The organism is Silicimonas lutimaris, from assembly GCF_047314965.1.
In the GTDB taxonomy this organism is placed as follows: Bacteria; Pseudomonadota; Alphaproteobacteria; order Rhodobacterales; family Rhodobacteraceae; genus JAVJUV01.
Window position 1 is genome coordinate 107,720 of record NZ_JBLBVK010000047.1, and the last position, 16,240, is coordinate 123,959.

Genomic DNA, 16,240 nt, shown 5'->3' on the forward strand with positions numbered 1-16,240 from the left:
TGTCGTCAAGCGGGAGATCAGACCACCGTACCCGCGCCATCGCTTGCCTGTCCGCAGTGATGGCGGAAGGCCGCGAACAATTCACGCCCCAGTCCGGTCTCGTTGGCGGAGAGATCCGCGGTCACGGGCGAGCGGGCGTCGAAATCGGCCTCCAGCACTTCGAGCAATCCTGTTTCCGCGTCGACGCGCACCAGGTCGCCATCACGGACTTTCGCGATCGGACCGCCATCGGCCGCTTCCGGCGATACATGGATGGCGGCAGGCACCTTGCCGGATGCGCCGGACATGCGGCCATCCGTGACCAGCGCCACCTTCAGCCCCCGGCCGAGCAGCACCGAGAGAGTCGGTGTCAGCGAATGCAATTCGGGCATGCCATTCGCCTTCGGGCCCTGAAAGCGCACGACGACGACAGTGTCCTCGGTGAACTCTCCGGCCTTGAACGCGGTCTTGACGGCGTCCTGGTCGTGGAACACGCGGGCCTTTGCCTCGACCACGCGGTGTTCGGGTGCGACCGCCGAGACCTTCATGACCGAGCGCCCGATATTGCCCTTCAGTTCGCGCAACCCGCCTGTGGGCTGGAAGGCGTCGGCGGTGGGACGCAGGATCCTGTCGTTCAGGCTTTCCTTCGGGCCGGCCTCCCAGACAAGCGCGCCATCCTTCAGCTTGGGCTCGGAGGCGTAGAGCGCCAGTCCGTCGCCCGCGATGGTCTTGGTGTCGGGGTGCAGGTAGCCACCATCCAGCAGATCACCGATCATGTAGGCCAGGCCGCCTGCCGCGTGGAAATGGTTCACGTCTGCCAATCCGTTCGGATAGACCTTGGCCATCAGCGGCGTCGCCGCTGATATGTCGTTGAAATCCTCGATATCGAGGATCACGCCCGCGGCCCGCGCCATCGCCGGCAGATGGATGACGAGGTTGGTCGATCCCCCGGTCGCCATCAGCCCGACGATGCCGTTGACGATGGCTTTCTCGTCGAGAATCTCGCTGACCGGACGATAGTCGTTGCCCTGCGCAGTGATCGCCGCGGCGCGTCGCGCGGCTTCGTCGGTCAGCGCATCGCGCAAAGGGGTGCCGGGATTGACGAAGGAGGCGCCGGGCAGATGCAGCCCCATGAACTCCATCAGCATCTGGTTCGAGTTCGCCGTGCCATAGAACGTGCAGGTTCCGGGTCCGTGGTAGGAAGCCATCTCGGCCTCCATCAGCTTGTCGCGTCCAACCTCTCCGGTGGCGAATTTCTGACGGACCTTGGCTTTCTCGTCATTGGGCAGTCCGCTGGTCATCGGTCCCGCAGGAACGAAGATGCCGGGGATATGACCGAAGGTCGCCGCAGCGATCACGAGGCCCGGCACGATCTTGTCGCAGACGCCAAGATAGAGCGCTGCGTCGAATGTGTTGTGAGACAGGGATACGCCGGTCGCCAACGCGATGACGTCGCGCGAGAATAGCGACAGTTCCATCCCGGTCTGGCCCTGCGTGACCCCGTCGCACATGGCCGGCACACCGCCCGCAACCTGGGCCGTGGCACCGGCGGCGCGGGCGGCCGCCTTGATCCGGTCGGGGTAGTCCTTGAAGGGCTGATGCGCGCTCAGCATGTCGTTGTAGGCAGTGACGATGCCGAGGTTCGGAGCTTCTTCGGCGACGAGCGCCGCCTTGTCGTCCCCCATTGCGGCATAGGCATGCGCCTGGTTACCACAGGTCAGATGCGCGCGTTTCACTCCGGCGTCCTGCGCGCGGGCGATCTTGTCGAGATATGCGCTGCGAGCGGGGCGGGATCGTTCGATGACGCGCTCCGTTACGCGGGCGATCGTGTCATTGAGATGCATCGCTTGTCTCCAACGGATGGGTGGTGCTTGGCTTCTACCATTATTAGTTAGCGCTAACAATGAGGAAAGCCTTTGCTGCACAAGCCATGCTGCGAGTGCATGACGGGAATGTGGAATTGTCCGATGTTTCAGGAAGGTACAGGGTCTATGTGGTCGGCAACACGAAAAACCAAGGTGCAACATGACCGACCCCAAGACCGTATTCCTGATCGACTCGCTGGACGTTGAACGCAAGGCACGCCGCCTGCGCGCCGAATGGCTGCGCTCGATTATGTCGCGCCGCCGCGGCTGATCCTCTTTCGGCTTCCGCCGGAAGCGGATAAGGGAGGGCCATGAGCCCAGAGCGTCCAATTATCCGCCTGAAACCCAAGATCGATCCCCGCCGCATCAGGCGGGGTTTCCCTTGGGTCTACGACAACGAGATCGTCAGCGACCGCCGCACCAAGGCGATCGAGCCCGGCAGCGTCGCGACCCTCGAAGATCACGAGCGAAAGCCCGTGGCCACCGTGACGGTCAATCCGAATTCCAAGATTTTCGCGCGCGTCCTAGACCGCGATGCAACTGCCGTGATCGACCGAGAGTGGATCGCGGAGCGTGTCGCACGAGCCGCCGCACTTCGGCAGACGCTCTATGACGCTCCCTTTTACCGCCTGATCCATGCCGAGGGCGATGGATTTCCCGGTGTGATCGTGGATCTCTTCGGCACGGTCGCGGTCATCCAGCCGAACTCGGCCTGGGCGGAGCGGAATTTCGCGGCGCTGGCCGACGAGGTCAAACGCGTCACGGGGGCCGCGACCGTCGTCAGGAACGCCTCCGGGCGAGCCCGGTCTCTCGAAGGACTGGACGATATCTCGGACGTGCATGGCCCGGATATCGTGGGTCCGATCCCGGTTCCCATGAATGCGGCGACATATTTCGCAGACATTCTGGGCGGGCAGAAGACGGGTCTTTTCTTCGATCAGCGGGACAACCACGCCTTCGTGGCCCGTCTTTCGACGAACAGCGATGTTCTCGACGTCTTTTCCCATGTCGGTGGCTTCGCCCTTGCTGCGCTTGCCAACGGTGCGTCAAGCGCGCTTGCCGTAGATGGCTCCGAACCCGCTCTTGCGCTCGCACGGCAGGGAGCCGAGGCGACGGGCGTGGCGGATCGGTTCGAGACGCGACAGGGCGATGCCTTTGATGTGATGGCTGCTCTGGCCACCGAAGGCCGGAGTTTCGGCACGGTCATCTGCGATCCACCGGCGTTCGCACCTCACAAGGGCGCTCTCGACGCTGGACTTCGCGCCTATGAGAAGGTCGCACGCCTGGCGGCCCCGCTTGTGGCGGAAGGCGGCACGCTGACGCTTTGCTCCTGTTCCCATGCGGCGGATTTGGAGAAATTCCGCACGGCAAGCATTCGAGGCATCGGTCGGGCGGGGCGGTCCTGCCAGATCCTACGCACCGGATTTGCCGGCCCCGATCATCCTCAGCACCCGCAACTGGCCGAAAGCGGCTATCTGAAAGCGATCACGGTACGGCTTCTTCCATGAAAGTCGTGATCGACGCCTGCGTTCTCTACCCGACGCTCTTGCGCGAACTGGTGACGGGATGGGCTGCGGCGGGTGAGTTCAAACCGCTCTGGTCAGAGCGCATTCTCGAGGAATGGCGGCGGGCCGCCGCGCGGAACGGGCCCGGAGAGGCCGAGATCGCGGCGCATGAAATCGCCGGGCTTACTGCCGTTTTCCCCGATGCGGATGTGATCGTTCAACCTGAAACGCTCGATACCGTTCACTTGCCCGATCCCGATGACTGCCATGTTCTGGCCGCGGCCATAGACGGCGGCGCCAACGAGATCCTGACCCTGAACGTTCGGGATTTTCCGACCAATGCGCTGGCCGCGCATGGCATCATCCGCCGCCATCCGGACGAGTTCCTGCTCGAGGCCCTGCACGCCCGGCCGGACAAGATGATTGCACTTGTGGCCGATGTCCTGGCCCGCGCGCAATCCTTCGGGATTGACGTCTCGAACCGGCGAAAACTGCTGAAGAGAGCAAAAATTCCCCGCTTTGCCAAAGCGTTGGATCAACTCTGACCGGCGACGGTCCAGCGCTGTTCCAGCTTCTCGATCGCGGCGATGCGGTCCTCGACTTTTGGGTGGCTCATCAGCCAGACCGGTGTGCCTCCGCGCGCGCCAGTGAGTTTCTCCAGCTTGCGGAACAGGGATTTCTGAGGTTCGGTCCCGATCCCCGCCTTGACCAGCAGCGCCGATGCATAGGCGTCGGCCTCGTACTCGTCGGAGCGCGAAAGGCGCGCGGCCAGAAGCGAGGTGAGCGCATTGGCGATCAGAATGCCGATGCCGGGCAGCAGGCGTGAGAGCAGCATCATCAGCGCGGTGCGGAGCGCGTTCTGACCCGAAAAATCGATCATCCGGCGACGGGAATGGCCGAGTGCGACATGCCCCAGCTCATGGGCGATCACGCTTGCCATCTCGTCGGCCGACACCTCTCCGGCCCGGTATTTCTTGTAAAAACCACGGGTTATGAAGATGCGCCCATCCGGGGCGGCCAAGCCGTTGACCGGTTCGATCTCGTAGATATTGACCCGAATCCGTTCGAGGTCGAGGGCTGCCGCCATGCGATCGGTCAGGACTTTGAGCAGCGGATCGGCCAGTTCGGTCGATTTGCTGTCAAGCTCATGCTTCGTGCGCCAGACAGAAAACCGGTACATCACCAGCGCGTAGACAATCGCAAGGAGTATGGGCGTGAACTTCAGCATGAGGTGAATATGGTGGCGCCGCGCGGCATTTCCAATCACTTCCGTTGCGTTCCGGCACCGTGCGCAGGCAACGGGCGCACGGTAGTGCAATCAGCACGGCTTTCATTCCTTAACGGCCTTGTGGCGCAGGCGTCCGATGGTTGTCCCCGGGTCGGCAAAGCGTCGGCGTTGCGTCGGCAAAGCGTATGGCAAGGCTATGGGCATCTTCCCGCCCGGCACCAGATGTGGTGCGGGCGTTTACCTTGGTTAACAGAACGTCATGCGACCAAGGAACGTATCGTCCCGGTATAAGCGAGGGCGCCCAAATTATGCCGCGTCGTCAACTCAAAACGGACGCATTTCGTCGCCATGCGGAACAGGATTCGAAACCTTTGATTTCAAGCAAGAGTTCCGATGGCGGGCGAAAGCGGCGGACACAGGAACGATTTGTCGGAGCAGGCGCTTCCTGTCGGCACAGTTCTTTCTGGTGGGCAGTTCACGATCACCGGACAGCTCGGGGCCGGGGGGTTCGGTGTGACGTACCGGGCCACGGACAATGTCCTTGGTCGGGAAATCGTCATCAAGGAGTGCTTTCCTGCGGATCTCTGCCATCGAGACGGCACGGCGGTCGTTTCCAATAGCCCGGCTCATGCCTCGCAAATGCGGTCGGTCATAGAGATGTTCATGCGCGAAGCCCGCAGTCTCGCCAAGCTGCGTCATCCGAACGTCGTCGGAGTTCACCGCGCCTTTGAGGAAAACAAGACCGCCTACATGGTCCTTGATCTGATCGACGGGCAGGATTTGTCGGTCTTCATCGGTTCGAAAGAGGCAGTTCTGTCGCCCGCGCGCATAAAGGACATCCTGCTGCAACTTCTCGACGCCATAGAGAAGGTTCACAAGGTTGACCTCCTTCACCGGGACATCTCGCCGGACAATATCTTGATCGAAAAGTCGGGTGCGCCTGTCCTGATCGACTTCGGGTCGGCACGCGGGGATGCCAGCCGGAACAGCCGCGCGGTTTCGTCCCTGCTCGTGGTCAAGGACGGCTATTCACCCCAGGAGCTCTACGTGCCTGGCAGCGAACAGACCCCGTGCGGCGATCTCTATTCACTGGCTGCGACCTTCCATCATCTCATTGCCGGTCAGGCACCCGTGCAGAGCCAGATGAGGATGAGCGAGGTCGCGGCGGGCAGACCCGACCCCTGCATCCCGCTCGCCGGACGGATCGAAGGGTATTCCAGCGAATTCTTTGAGGCGATCGATACGGCGATGGACATCAATCCGAGCAGGCGCCTGCAGACCGCTGCCAAATGGAAAAGCATGATCGCCGACGCCGATTGCGAAGAACTCGCAAGGCATGCGTCGCTGGTGCGTCCGACCAGCAAGGATCTCAGTCTTGATCTCGAACTGTCGCTGACACGGCTGGTCAAGGAAACCAACCACGAGGTGAGCAGGTCGAGCGCATCTCCGGAACCAACGGAGGTGGCGGCAAGCGATCCGAAAGAGCCGGCAAAGCCCGTATGGATCGATGAATTCAACAAAGAATCGCTGAGCCTGTCCTCCGAACCGCCTTCAATCGGCGGAGAGCCCGAAGAGGCATGCGCACCCGAACCGCGATTTGGAGACATCGTGCCTTCCGACATCGGCGCGCCTTCCCAGTCGGGGACCACGGACTGGATTGGCCGAGCGCACGAAAAGCAAGAAATCCTGCGTGTGGAGCGCGAACGGTCCCTGGGCCTTTTCGACGAGGAGACCACTTCAGACGTCGGTTCGGCGTTTCCCGATTCCGCGTCGGATCCTTTAGAGGAAGGTGCCGGCCAGATGCCGCCGATCAGTCACCAGCCAAGCCGCTATCGTCCCCTTGGCATCCTTTTCCTGCTGATCAGCTTCTGCTTCGTGTTCTTCATCGAAACACCCTGATGTTTCGCATCGGCCGGGCCGACGATATTCCCTCGGTCCAGGGCATGACCCCGCCCGAGCGGTTCGATGCCACCAATCTGCCGGCGTTGCCGGGCCGTGGCCTCGATCTGGCGCGGGGACGGTTCTTGACCATCATCTGGGCCACCGGCTTTCGTCTGGATTTCAGCTGGCTGAACCTGCCGGATGTGTCGGAATGGCAATTAAGATGCTGGCCGCGCGGAAAGGACGGGTGACCCGGTACGACGGTGTTGCCGTTGAAACCGAATGCGCCGATGCCACGCTTTCCAGGCGCCGTTGCAGACGTGCGTGTCCGTTCAGGTCACAACTGACGAGACCGAACGGGTGATGGCGGATTTCGTCGCACGCGCTCTTTCCATGAAGCCTTGGTTTCTGGCCGCGTGCGATCCGCAGTTGGTCGGGTCGAGCGTGAGTGTGCAAAGGGAGGGTCAGGCGCCGGGCGCGTGCGAGGTGGTGAGCAGCGTGCGGCCTTCAGCCGAATACCGCCAAGCCCTGATCGATCCGGGCCAGGATCGCATAGGTCAGAACGGCGAGGAGACCGCAAAGCGCCACGCCTGCGATGACCAGGAGGATCAGAAGACGACGCACCCTTGTCCTGAGGCTGGCGTCGCGCTCCCGGTCCTCCGAAAGCCTCGCGATTCCGAAGACCTGAAGTTCTATTCCAGCCAGCAGCATGCCAAGGACAAGGAACACGCCGCTGACGAAGAGGCTGATTTCCAGGAATTCGGTGCTTTGGGGCGCACGGTCGGCAATGAAGAGGCTGGCGGTTATCAGGATACCGGCGGAGGCAGACAGGACGGCCGCACCGGTGAACACGAGTGCGAAGATGAATGTCAGAAGTCGCATCCCGCCCTCGTGGTCACAGGGTGCGCGCCAGCAGAAGCGGGCGCGCACCCGAGGTTTTTCACTCGATTCCGAAGTAGATGTCGAACTGGACAGTCGATCCCGTCCGGTTGATCACCTCGACCACGTGGTCGCCATTCTGCCAGAGCTGGCCGCGATATGGCGTCTCGATCGAGATTTCATCCAGAAGAGCGGTCCCGTTCGGATTGAGGATCCGGTAGGTCAGCGGCGCACCTGCCGGCGAGACGCTCACGTCGAGGAACTGCCCGTCGCGTGCACCGAGTTCATAACGGACTGTCATGCGCGGCGGAAGCTGGGCCGGGAATTCGAAAGAGCTTGCGCCCGAGGGAAAACGCACGCGCTCTGTCGTGATGGTCTGCTGGGACCCGGAACCGCTGCCGCCCGTCTGGTAGGGGCTGCCGCCGCCGCGCACGAACTCTGGCCAGTACTTCTGTTCGGCGAAAAACTCGACCAGCGTTGTTCCGGACCGGTCGTAGGAGCAGCTGTAATTGGCGCTCCTGGTCTCAAGATATATGATGCCGTTGACGGCATGGGTGCCGTCGGTGCGCTGGTTTTCGTAAGTCGCTTCCGTCCGCGCCTCGAATTCCTGATAGAACTGCTGCGACGCCAGTCTGCAATCCTCGATCATGTAGTCCGGAGACTGGGCCTGCGCGACACCGCCGGCGACGCAAATTGCCCCGGTGACAAGCGCTGCAAGTGAAAGATGTTTCATGAATTCTACCCCTTCATTGTAAGGTTGCCGGCTTAAGCGGCGCCTTCGCTGCCGACGAACATCACTTCGGCGACACGGCCATCATTCGAGACGAGGCAACGCCACTGAGCGCGCTGCGGCCCGACGAGCATGTAGACGGCATTGTTGGCCTGCGAGAATTCGGTGCCGACCACGTCGACCGCACCATCTGTCTGTGCATCGACCGCGTTGCGGCAGGCGGTTACAGCGGCGTTGCTGACGTCTGCAGAGAATCCGACGTTGGGGAACATCGGGTTCGATGTCGCCGGGGCCCCGGTGTCTTCGACGCAGCCCGCCAGAAGGACGGCGGCGGCGAGACCCATGGTGATTTTGACGGATGATTTCATTTTGGTTTCCTTCCTTGAATGACGGTTTTCGGGCCTTGCCCGACTATGATGCTCCCCTTTGAAATCCTGCGGAGGATGCCGGAGAACTCAATCAATCTTGACTTACGTTATGGAGGCTTCAGACCTTGCGTCCTCGAGTTGATCGCGTCCGGCAAGATTCCAGGCCGGACGCGACTTGGACAGCAGATACTCGATAACCACGGGGCGGGTCGGGGTATGGGTACCGGCCCCCGTACTCGTCAGAGCCGCCCGAAACGGGTATTGAATATCTGACCTTCGGCATTGGTTTCGCAGACAAGGTGCCGGTGGCCGGACGCGACTTCGATGTAATAGGAAGCGGCGCCTTCCTGCGCTGCCTTGATGACATGAATGTCATGGCGTCCGACGTTCATGGCGGAGGCGGCATCGGCGACGCAACTGCTGAGCGCGGCCTGCGGCACCCGCGTTCCGTTCACGTCCCGGCTCTTGTGTGCGAGACGGTTCATGCGTTCCTTGTGGCCGGCATCATAGCCCTGCGCGAAGGCGGTACTGCTGCGATACGCGTCGAACGGCTCGTTATGAAGCCCGTCGCGGTAGCCGCGCTCAAACTCGGCGGTCTCTTCCGCGGTGTTCGGGCGGTATCCTTCGCGATAATGGTTCTCGTTGTGCGAAAAAGCCGCGATCCCGAGAATGGCCAGCGCTGCAAGCTCGGCTTTTTCCTTTTCGCTCAGGGCAAGTGCGGGGCCGCTCCAGACCTGCAGCGCAAGCGCCGCAGCGGTAACTGCAATGAGTGGTTTCTTCATGAAAGGCTTCCTGACGTTGCGGATGAACACAATCGAAAGGATTAGAAAAACAACCATAGGTAACAACTGAGAAAGATATCGATTGCTGAATGCCGCTCAGCTAAAACGCGGGCGTGCGTCGGCTGCATACGGTCTAACCGCGGAGAATTCAGGCGAGGGAGCGGGCAGGGCGTCTGGACTTACTGGGCAGCGATCCCGACAAATCTTACCTGGGCCTCCAACCAACGCGCCAGTCCCCGGATGACGGGATCGCGCTCTCGCGACAGCTTGTAACACAGCTTGTAGAAGCGACCGGCCGGAAGTTCCGCAGGGTCAATCTGTACGAGATCGCCCCTCTCAAGAGCATCCGCCACAAGGAAATCCGGAACAAGCGCCGCGCCGACCCCAGTTTCCGCGAGGCCCATCGCCAGCAGGTAATGCGTGCAACGCACTAACCTGCCGTCCACCGAGCCGGCGTAATCCACGCCCGATACATCGGAAAAGTCGCGCCAGTCTTCGGCAAGACTGCCGGGATCGAGATCGGTTGTGATCAGGCGCAGAGGCATGCCGTTTCCGCCGCGGGGCATTGTCGGGCTGCCGACTGCAATCAGCATTTCTTCAAAAAGCGTCGACGACGTGAACCCCTCTTCCACTTCTCCGGCGGTGATGACGATGTCAGCGATCGTGTCGGTCTGCAGCGGGTCGCTGGCATAGAGGCGAAGTTCGACGTCGACTGAAGATTCACGATCCAGAAACTCGGGTAGTCTCTTTGCCAGCCATGTCGGTCCAAGACTGGAGCATACGGCGAGACGGACAAGCGGTTTCGACTTGCCCACGGTGTTCTCGATGACCCGGTCCAGGTTGGCCAGCATGCCCGACACGTGCTGGAAAAGCTGTTCACCTGTCTCGGTCAGGCGTATGCCGCGCCCTGATTTGGCAAGAACTTCCTCGCCCAGATAGCTTTTCAACTCGCGCAACTGGTGACTGATAGCGCTGGGAGAGACGTTGAACTCGTCCGCTGCCGCCTTGACCGATCCGTGACGCGCGACAGATTCGAAATACTGCAGAGATCGAAGCAGGCGCGGATCCCTGACCAAGGCGCGGTTATTTGCCATCAGAACGCACTACCCTTTGATCAAAACACATGCAGATTCCAATAGAACTGGGTCTTGGTCAATCCGGCATCGTGAAACCACGCTACATGACTGGCGGGGCCCGACCTCAGCTGAGCCGCCGCATTCCCCGTGTCAGCCCTTCCAGCGTCAACGGCACCATGCGGTCCGCGCCGATGATCTGCCGGATCATCTGGGTCGACTGTGTGTATTGCCAGTGGCGCTCTGGCACAGGGTTGATCCAGAGAAGATCGGTCCATTGCGCCGCCGCACGCCGCAACCATGTCTCACCCGATTCCTCGTTCCAGTGCTCGTTCGCGCCGCCTGGGATGGCGATCTCGTAGGGCGACATCGAGGCGTCGCCGACGAAGATGCATTTGTAACCCCTGCCGAACTTGTTGATCAGGTCCCAGGTCGGGGTGCGGTCAACCCAGCGGCGGCGGTTTTCCCGCCAGACACCTTCGTAAAGGCAGTTGTGGAAGTAGAAATGTTCGAGGTGCTTGAACTCGGTCCGGACCGCCGAGAACAGCTCTTCCACCATGTGGACATGGGGGTCCATCGAACCGCCGACGTCGAGAAACAGCAGCACGCGCACGGCGTTGCGCCGCTCGGGCCTGGTCTTGACGTCGAGATAGCCATGTTCTGCGGTCGAACGGATCGTGCCATCGAGGTCCAGTTCCTCCAGCGCGCCCTCGCGTGCCCATTGCCGAAGCCGCTTGAGTGCAACCTTGATCGTCCGCGTCCCGATTTCGCGCGTGTCGTCGAAATCGCGGAACTCGCGCCGGTCCCAGACCTTGATCGCGCGCTGGTGGCGTGAGCTATCCTGACCGATCCGGACGCCCTCGGGATTGTACCCGTAGGCCCCGAAGGGCGAGGTTCCTGCAGTGCCAATCCATTTTGAGCCGCCCTGGTGCCGGCCCTTCTGCTCCTCGAGCCGCTGGCGCAACGTTTCCATCAGCTTATCGAACCCGCCAAGGGCCTCGACCTCGGCCATCTCCTCGGGGGACAGGTGCTTTTCGGCCATTTTCCGAAGCCAGTCCTCGGGCAGGTCCAGCGCGGCGAGAACCGCATCGGCCGGGATCGCCTCGACGCCTTCGAAGGCGGCGGCGAAGGCGCGGTCGAAGCGGTCCATATGGGCTTCGGATTTCACCATGCTGGTCCGGGCCAGGTAATAGAACGTATCGATGTCCCATGTCGCCAAGCCGGCATCGAGCGCTTCGAGAAAGGTCAGGAATTCGCGCAGGCTGACGGGCAGCCCGCTTTGCCTCAGGTGCTCGAAGAAGCGCAGGAACATCAGGAAAACACGAAGTGTTCCAGAAGTAGCCCGCCGAAGACGCCGGCCACCGCGAAGGCGATGCCGTAGCCGGCGGCGTATTGCGCGATATCCGCGGCCGTGCCCTTGCGGCGGCGCGCGGTGAGGGCGCCGATAATCGCGCCGATCAGTCCCGCGATCAGTGCGATCATGTCCGTTCTCCTGTTCTTGCCCGCGGGCTGATCGCCCGGATTTCTGCGGCGCGTTCGCGCACTTCCTTCTCGCTGCCGAACCCGTAGCGGGCCCATGCCAGCGCCTCGTCCTGAACCCGGCGCGCATCCCAGTCGCGGTCGAGCAGAACCAGCGCCTCGGCCTTGACCATGAGCAGAAGCGACAGAAGCGCGGCGTGTTCGGCCTCGTTCACCGCGTCGAGGCTCTGGTCGACGAGGTTGATCGCGACCTCGGCGCGGCCCGCCGACAGCTGGAACGCCGCCACCTGCATCGCCACATGCGCTTCCTGGATCGCCGTGTCCGGCCGGCTCTGATAGATGCGCCCTGCTTCGAGGAACGCCGCCAGCGCCGTCTCGGGCGCGTTCGAAAGGGAGAGACGCCCAAGAATGTAATAGGAGAAGGCAAGACGGGAATCGTTCGGACCGAACTGGCGGGCCAGCGAGACCGCGCGCTCTGCGGCGGCAATCCGGCGGTTGCGCGATGTGCGCGGCATCGTCGCGGTGCCAATCTCGTTCTGCCAGGCCGCGAACTCGGTGGTCGCGTCACTTGTCCCGCCACGGCGGCCCGATGGGTTCAGACGGTTCAGGATCGTGGGCAGGCGCGCCGCAACCTCGGGTTCCCGCATGCCGTTTTGCAGGGCCGGGTCGTAAAACGCCCTCAGGATCAGCATGTCGAAGCCGGTCAGGACGGTATGGAAATTGTCGTCGTTGAAGATCGATTCCGGCAGCCGGTAGAGATCGTTGACCGGACCGAGCGCCTGGCTGATCTCTTCGTGAAGACAGTCGCGGATCTCCTGCGGGCTGACATCGACCGGCAGGAAGACGGCCATTCGCTTGCGTTCCGTCAGCTCGGTCCAATAGGTGGTGGGGTCGTTGCGCCGTGCCCGGTATTCTTCCCAGCTCGACACGTTCGGCCGCACGAAGCAGGCCGCCGACGGTGCGACGCTCTGGATCTGGGCCCGGCTGACCGGAACGATGGTGATCGAGGCTGGCCCGTCGCCGCCGACGCGGCTGATCGGGATGCCCGCCTCGCGGCGCAGTCGGGAAATAAGCCGGTCGAGGTCCGGTCCAAGGCTGGCGGGAGGGTTCCCCGCGACACGCACCGTGACCGGTCCTTCGAACCGCGTGAAGCGCGGCATCTTTTCGCCGTTCTCCAGCCTGAAGGTCAGGTCCAGGAAATCACGCGCGATCTGGACGTTCGATTTCGACGGCGGGCGCACAGAGACGGCAGAGAAGGTCTTCATCGGCGGCAGCGAGATCTCGGGTCCGGCGCGGCGGCTGGTCTCGGTCGTGGTGCAGGCTGCGAGCGCGAGGGCGCCGAGAAGGGTCAGTACGGTTCTCATCAGGCCCTCGTGTACTTGATGAAGGGGGTGACCTGCCCGATCCGGTCGTACAGCTTGCGGGCCTCGGCGTTGAAATCCTGCGTCAACCAGTAGACCGAGGGCGCGCCCGCAGCGTCCGCTGCGGCATAGACCGCCTCGATCAGGGCCCGTCCGACGCCCTTGCCCCGAACGTCGGGGTCTGCGTAAAGGTCCTGCAGGTAGCAGACGTTCTCGATCTTCCAGCCGTGGCGGTGGAAAAGGTAATGCGTCAGTCCGACAGGCTGCCCATCAACTTCGGCGATCAAGCCTATGTAATCATTTGGATCGTTTCCGAGAAGCCGCTCGAAATAGGCGGCATAGACCTCTTCGGGCACTTCCGTTTCGTAAAACGCCAGGTAGTCGCGCCAAAGGCGGCGCCACTGGGCCTCGTCGCTTCGCGTCAGGGGGCGGACAAGCACGCTCATGTGGACTGTCTAGCCGCTTGGGACGGCGGTTTCCACAGGATTTGGAGGGCAGCGGCCGTCATGCCAGCCATGCCAGCGACAGGAGCGACAGAACGCTCGTCCAGACGATGACAGGAGCGATGTTGTCGGTCTTCACCCCGTAGAGCAGCGCCAGCGAAAAACTCATCGCTCCCGCCGGCCCGGCGGAGGCCATGAGGAACAACTGCCGCCAGTCGCTGTCCGGCGCGCCAATCGCGAAGGCGGCAGCGACGAGAAGCGGCAGACCCAGCAGTTTTGCCGCCGAAATCGCCGCGATCGTCGGACCCGGACGGATGCTGTGCGAGGACAGGACCACGCCCATCGCGAACAGCATCATGGGCGCGGCGCCCGCGCCTGCAAAGCGCGCGGCCGTCTGGATGGGTTCGGGAATGGGGACCGAGGCAAGGTTCAGCGCGATCGACAACAGGATCGTGCCCAGTACCGGATTGCGCGCCATACGCCGGAAAGTGCCGCTCAGATCGCCTTTCCCGGCGATCAGTTCGCTGCTGATGATGAAGAACGCGAAGGAAACCGAGGCATCCAGCGCGACGATGGCTGTGATCGGCATCGCGCCGGCTTCGCCATAGATCAGAGTCGCGATGGGCCAGATGTAGAGAAGCGTGTTCACGAAGACGACCGCCATGCCCAGAAGCCATGCCTCTGCAAGGTCGCAGCCGAGCACATGGCGGGCGAGCAGGAAGGCGAGGGTGAAGCCGATCACCTCGCACAGTGCATAAAGACCAAGCGCACCCCAATGGATCGCGCCAAGGTCCAGCCCGGTCAGCAGCATGAAGATCAGTGGCGGCTGCAGAACGAGGAAAGCGATCCGGTTGACCGCGCGCGCCTCGTCGATGCTTGCCGTTTTCATCCGGCCCATGACGAAGCCAAGCGCCAGCATGGCGAAGACGGGCAGGATGTTGTGGGTGAGGACGTGAAGCATTAGGCGGTGATCCAGCCTTTTTCGACCATCAGGGCGAGAGCATCGGGAAATCTGCCAAGGTCGATCTCGACCGGTTGATGGAGCGGATGTTTTCCGGCCTTTGGGGTGACCTTGTGCCACCAGTCGAGCTGCTCCTGACTGATGGGGCGATAGGTCAGGGTATGGCCACTCAGTTCGACGCTGTTCAATGCAAGTGCCAGGGTACAGTCGACCTGATCACTTTGGGTCACTGTCGTCGAGAGGAGCGGCTTGCCCCGATAAAGGACGCAGAGGTCGCGGCGTGTTGTCAAAGGATCGACGAAGACGTCCAGCCGGGTCTTGAGCGGTGTGCCTTCGATGCCGCCCTTCTTCGTTCCGTAATGGGTGACGTAATTGTTCCTGCGGAAAACCTCACATGAGGAGCGGATCGTATCTGCCGGGAAATTCGGGAATTTCTCCAGTTTTTTAAGGCCCTATTCAGTCGCCGCAATCAGCCGTTCTCCGATAATCTCGGGATCGTTCGGCAGTGACAGGAAATCCCGCGGGTCGAAGGGAACATCGGTCCATAGACTGTTGTCCACGTTGACGTCAAAGCCGGGTTTCGGATGCGCCGCAAATGAGATGCCAAACGCCGTGATCCATCCATCGCCGAAGGGCAGGTTAAGTCTTTCCGCGAAAAGATCGCCGCTGACCTGAGCCGTCAGCGCCAGTGTCCGTTCCCGGCGCATGTCTTCGATCTGCTTTGCAAGGGCTGTCAGAGTCGTGTCGCGACTTCCCTCGGGCAAGACATCCTCGACATTCCAATAGGTATCGAACGCCCGGAAAAGCCTGGGTTCGGCGGCCATCTAGCCCCGGCCACGCGCCATGAAGGCCAAACGCTCGAACAGATGCACGTCCTGCTCGTTCTTCAGAAGCGCGCCGTGAAGCTTTGGCAGCACGTCTTTGCCGTCGCGCCTGAGGTCTTCGGGCGCAAGATCCTCGGCAAGGATCAGTTTCAGCCAGTCCAGGACCTCGGAGGTGGAGGGTTTCTTCTTCAGCCCCGGCGTCTCGCGGATCTCGAAGAATTCGGTCAGTGCGGTCGTCAGCAGGCGTTCCTTGATGCCGGGGAAATGCACTCCCACGATGGCCTTAAGGACGTCCATGTCAGGGAAGCGGATGTAGTGGAAGAAGCAGCGGCGCAGGAAGGCGTCCGGTAACTCCTTCTCGTTGTTCGAGGTGATGATGACCACGGGGCGCTGTCTGGCGCGGACCGTCTCGCCGGTCTCGTAGACGTGGAACTCCATCCGGTCGAGCTCCTGCAACAGATCGTTCGGAAACTCGATGTCGGCCTTGTCGATCTCGTCGATCAGCAGGACAACGCGCTCGCCGGCCGCAAACGCCTCCCAGAGCTTTCCCCGCTTGATATAGGCACCGATGTCGTGAACCTTCTCGTCTCCCAGCTGGCTGTCGCGCAGCCGGCTGACGGCATCGTATTCGTAAAGACCCTGTTGGGCCCGCGTCGTCGATTTCACATGCCATTCGATGATCGGCATATCGAGAGCCGAGGCGACCTGGCGCGCCAGTTCGGTCTTGCCCGTGCCGGGCTCTCCCTTGACCAGAAGCGGCCGCTCCAGCCTGATTGCCGCGTTCACCGCCACGGCCAGGTCATCCGAAGCGATATAGGCGTCCGTTCCCTCGAACCTCATGTCTTCCGGGTATCCTTCGATGAATGTCAGGCAGGCCAGCCT

General features: G+C 62.0%; 19 protein-coding genes. 4 read left to right on the top strand and 15 right to left on the bottom strand.

The features are described from left to right. Nucleotides 1-17: 17 nt before the first annotated feature. Nucleotides 18-1,823, bottom strand: coding sequence for a phosphogluconate dehydratase (gene edd, locus ACKLNI_RS09740; protein WP_413718868.1), 1,806 nt, complete (start codon nt 1,821-1,823; stop codon nt 18-20). Between the two features lie 332 nt (nt 1,824-2,155). On the opposite strand from edd, the gene ACKLNI_RS09745 reads away from it, so the two are divergent. Next, nucleotides 2,156-3,352 carry an RSP_2647 family RNA methyltransferase gene (locus tag ACKLNI_RS09745; protein WP_413718869.1) on the top strand — a complete coding sequence of 399 codons (1,197 nt, stop codon included), beginning with the start codon at nt 2,156-2,158 and terminating at the stop codon, nt 3,350-3,352. Continuing rightward, a complete protein-coding gene (locus ACKLNI_RS09750; RefSeq protein WP_413718870.1) occupies nt 3,349-3,894 on the top strand; it encodes an RSP_2648 family PIN domain-containing protein in 546 nt (181 codons plus the stop codon). The genes ACKLNI_RS09745 and ACKLNI_RS09750 overlap by 4 nt, the downstream gene beginning before the upstream one ends. Here the strand turns inward: ACKLNI_RS09750 and ACKLNI_RS09755 are convergent. After that, complete coding sequence (locus tag ACKLNI_RS09755; protein ID WP_413718871.1) at nt 3,885-4,577, bottom strand: M48 family metallopeptidase; 693 nt, start codon at nt 4,575-4,577, stop codon at nt 3,885-3,887. The genes ACKLNI_RS09750 and ACKLNI_RS09755 overlap by 10 nt on opposite strands. Nucleotides 4,578-4,970: 393 nt before the next feature. Between ACKLNI_RS09755 and ACKLNI_RS09760 the strand changes: the two genes are divergently transcribed. Both ACKLNI_RS09760 and ACKLNI_RS09765 read left to right on the top strand, forming a co-directional pair. Continuing rightward, nucleotides 4,971-6,476, top strand: coding sequence for a serine/threonine protein kinase (locus ACKLNI_RS09760; protein WP_413718872.1), 1,506 nt, complete (start codon nt 4,971-4,973; stop codon nt 6,474-6,476). Next, nucleotides 6,476-6,709: a hypothetical protein gene (locus ACKLNI_RS09765; protein ID WP_413718873.1), complete on the top strand. Its 234-nt coding sequence runs from the start codon at nt 6,476-6,478 to the stop codon at nt 6,707-6,709. Before ACKLNI_RS09760 ends, ACKLNI_RS09765 begins: the two co-directional genes overlap by 1 nt. A 256-nt stretch (nt 6,710-6,965) precedes the next feature. Here ACKLNI_RS09765 and ACKLNI_RS09770 read toward each other — a convergent pair whose 3' ends face one another. The 13 genes from ACKLNI_RS09770 to ACKLNI_RS09830 form a co-directional block, all read right to left on the bottom strand. Beyond that, nucleotides 6,966-7,340 carry a hypothetical protein gene (locus ACKLNI_RS09770; RefSeq protein ID WP_413718874.1) on the bottom strand — a complete coding sequence of 125 codons (375 nt, stop codon included), beginning with the start codon at nt 7,338-7,340 and terminating at the stop codon, nt 6,966-6,968. 58 nt (nt 7,341-7,398) lie between these two features. Beyond that, nucleotides 7,399-8,070 carry a hypothetical protein gene (locus tag ACKLNI_RS09775; RefSeq protein WP_413718875.1) on the bottom strand — a complete coding sequence of 224 codons (672 nt, stop codon included), beginning with the start codon at nt 8,068-8,070 and terminating at the stop codon, nt 7,399-7,401. A gap of 32 nt (nt 8,071-8,102) precedes the next feature. Next, nucleotides 8,103-8,435, bottom strand: coding sequence for a hypothetical protein (locus ACKLNI_RS09780; protein ID WP_413718876.1), 333 nt, complete (start codon nt 8,433-8,435; stop codon nt 8,103-8,105). Nucleotides 8,436-8,674: 239 nt separating this feature from the next. Beyond that, the gene (locus ACKLNI_RS09785) at nt 8,675-9,217 is read right to left on the bottom strand and encodes a hypothetical protein (protein ID WP_413718877.1); all 543 of its coding nucleotides are present in this window, start codon (nt 9,215-9,217) and stop codon (nt 8,675-8,677) included. 179 nt (nt 9,218-9,396) lie between these two features. Continuing rightward, nucleotides 9,397-10,311 carry a LysR family transcriptional regulator gene (locus tag ACKLNI_RS09790; RefSeq protein ID WP_413718878.1) on the bottom strand — a complete coding sequence of 305 codons (915 nt, stop codon included), beginning with the start codon at nt 10,309-10,311 and terminating at the stop codon, nt 9,397-9,399. A gap of 106 nt (nt 10,312-10,417) precedes the next feature. Further along, nucleotides 10,418-11,602: a vWA domain-containing protein gene (locus ACKLNI_RS09795; protein ID WP_413718879.1), complete on the bottom strand. Its 1,185-nt coding sequence runs from the start codon at nt 11,600-11,602 to the stop codon at nt 10,418-10,420. Further along, on the bottom strand, nt 11,602-11,772 hold the full coding sequence (locus tag ACKLNI_RS09800) for a Z-ring associated ZapG family protein (protein WP_413718880.1): 171 nt from the start codon (nt 11,770-11,772) through the stop codon (nt 11,602-11,604). The genes ACKLNI_RS09795 and ACKLNI_RS09800 overlap by 1 nt, the downstream gene beginning before the upstream one ends. Continuing rightward, complete coding sequence (locus ACKLNI_RS09805) at nt 11,769-13,133, bottom strand: DUF2927 domain-containing protein (RefSeq protein ID WP_413718881.1); 1,365 nt, start codon at nt 13,131-13,133, stop codon at nt 11,769-11,771. Before ACKLNI_RS09805 ends, ACKLNI_RS09800 begins: the two co-directional genes overlap by 4 nt. After that, entirely contained in the window at nt 13,133-13,576 is a 444-nt protein-coding gene (locus ACKLNI_RS09810; RefSeq protein ID WP_413718882.1) for a GNAT family N-acetyltransferase, read from the bottom strand. Before ACKLNI_RS09810 ends, ACKLNI_RS09805 begins: the two co-directional genes overlap by 1 nt. Nucleotides 13,577-13,634: 58 nt before the next feature. Beyond that, the gene (locus ACKLNI_RS09815) at nt 13,635-14,534 is read right to left on the bottom strand and encodes an AEC family transporter (protein ID WP_413718883.1); all 900 of its coding nucleotides are present in this window, start codon (nt 14,532-14,534) and stop codon (nt 13,635-13,637) included. After that, nucleotides 14,534-14,824, bottom strand: a complete 291-nt coding sequence (locus ACKLNI_RS09820; protein WP_413718884.1) for a hypothetical protein — start codon at nt 14,822-14,824, stop codon at nt 14,534-14,536. Before ACKLNI_RS09820 ends, ACKLNI_RS09815 begins: the two co-directional genes overlap by 1 nt. A 162-nt stretch (nt 14,825-14,986) precedes the next feature. Then, nucleotides 14,987-15,358 (bottom strand): hypothetical protein, encoded by a 372-nt coding sequence (locus ACKLNI_RS09825; protein ID WP_413718885.1) that lies wholly within the window; start codon nt 15,356-15,358, stop codon nt 14,987-14,989. Continuing rightward, nucleotides 15,359-16,198 (bottom strand): AAA family ATPase, encoded by an 840-nt coding sequence (locus tag ACKLNI_RS09830; RefSeq protein WP_413718886.1) that lies wholly within the window; start codon nt 16,196-16,198, stop codon nt 15,359-15,361. Nucleotides 16,199-16,240: the final 42 nt, after the last annotated feature.

Bases quoted from the DNA above. Each gene is read 5' to 3' on its own strand.
- edd (WP_413718868.1), bottom strand. From the start codon at position 1,823: ATGCATCTCAATGACACGATCGCCCGCGTAACGGAGCGCGTCATCGAA.
- ACKLNI_RS09745 (WP_413718869.1), top strand. From the start codon at position 2,156: ATGAGCCCAGAGCGTCCAATTATCCGCCTGAAACCCAAGATCGATCCC.
- ACKLNI_RS09750 (WP_413718870.1), top strand. From the start codon at position 3,349: ATGAAAGTCGTGATCGACGCCTGCGTTCTCTACCCGACGCTCTTGCGC.
- ACKLNI_RS09755 (WP_413718871.1), bottom strand. From the start codon at position 4,577: ATGCTGAAGTTCACGCCCATACTCCTTGCGATTGTCTACGCGCTGGTG.
- ACKLNI_RS09760 (WP_413718872.1), top strand. From the start codon at position 4,971: ATGGCGGGCGAAAGCGGCGGACACAGGAACGATTTGTCGGAGCAGGCG.
- ACKLNI_RS09765 (WP_413718873.1), top strand. From the start codon at position 6,476: ATGTTTCGCATCGGCCGGGCCGACGATATTCCCTCGGTCCAGGGCATG.
- ACKLNI_RS09770 (WP_413718874.1), bottom strand. From the start codon at position 7,340: ATGCGACTTCTGACATTCATCTTCGCACTCGTGTTCACCGGTGCGGCC.
- ACKLNI_RS09775 (WP_413718875.1), bottom strand. From the start codon at position 8,070: ATGAAACATCTTTCACTTGCAGCGCTTGTCACCGGGGCAATTTGCGTC.
- ACKLNI_RS09780 (WP_413718876.1), bottom strand. From the start codon at position 8,435: ATGAAATCATCCGTCAAAATCACCATGGGTCTCGCCGCCGCCGTCCTT.
- ACKLNI_RS09785 (WP_413718877.1), bottom strand. From the start codon at position 9,217: ATGAAGAAACCACTCATTGCAGTTACCGCTGCGGCGCTTGCGCTGCAG.
- ACKLNI_RS09790 (WP_413718878.1), bottom strand. From the start codon at position 10,311: ATGGCAAATAACCGCGCCTTGGTCAGGGATCCGCGCCTGCTTCGATCT.
- ACKLNI_RS09795 (WP_413718879.1), bottom strand. From the start codon at position 11,602: ATGTTCCTGCGCTTCTTCGAGCACCTGAGGCAAAGCGGGCTGCCCGTC.
- ACKLNI_RS09800 (WP_413718880.1), bottom strand. From the start codon at position 11,772: ATGATCGCACTGATCGCGGGACTGATCGGCGCGATTATCGGCGCCCTC.
- ACKLNI_RS09805 (WP_413718881.1), bottom strand. From the start codon at position 13,133: ATGAGAACCGTACTGACCCTTCTCGGCGCCCTCGCGCTCGCAGCCTGC.
- ACKLNI_RS09810 (WP_413718882.1), bottom strand. From the start codon at position 13,576: ATGAGCGTGCTTGTCCGCCCCCTGACGCGAAGCGACGAGGCCCAGTGG.
- ACKLNI_RS09815 (WP_413718883.1), bottom strand. From the start codon at position 14,534: ATGCTTCACGTCCTCACCCACAACATCCTGCCCGTCTTCGCCATGCTG.
- ACKLNI_RS09825 (WP_413718885.1), bottom strand. From the start codon at position 15,358: ATGGCCGCCGAACCCAGGCTTTTCCGGGCGTTCGATACCTATTGGAAT.
- ACKLNI_RS09830 (WP_413718886.1), bottom strand. From the start codon at position 16,198: ATGAGGTTCGAGGGAACGGACGCCTATATCGCTTCGGATGACCTGGCC.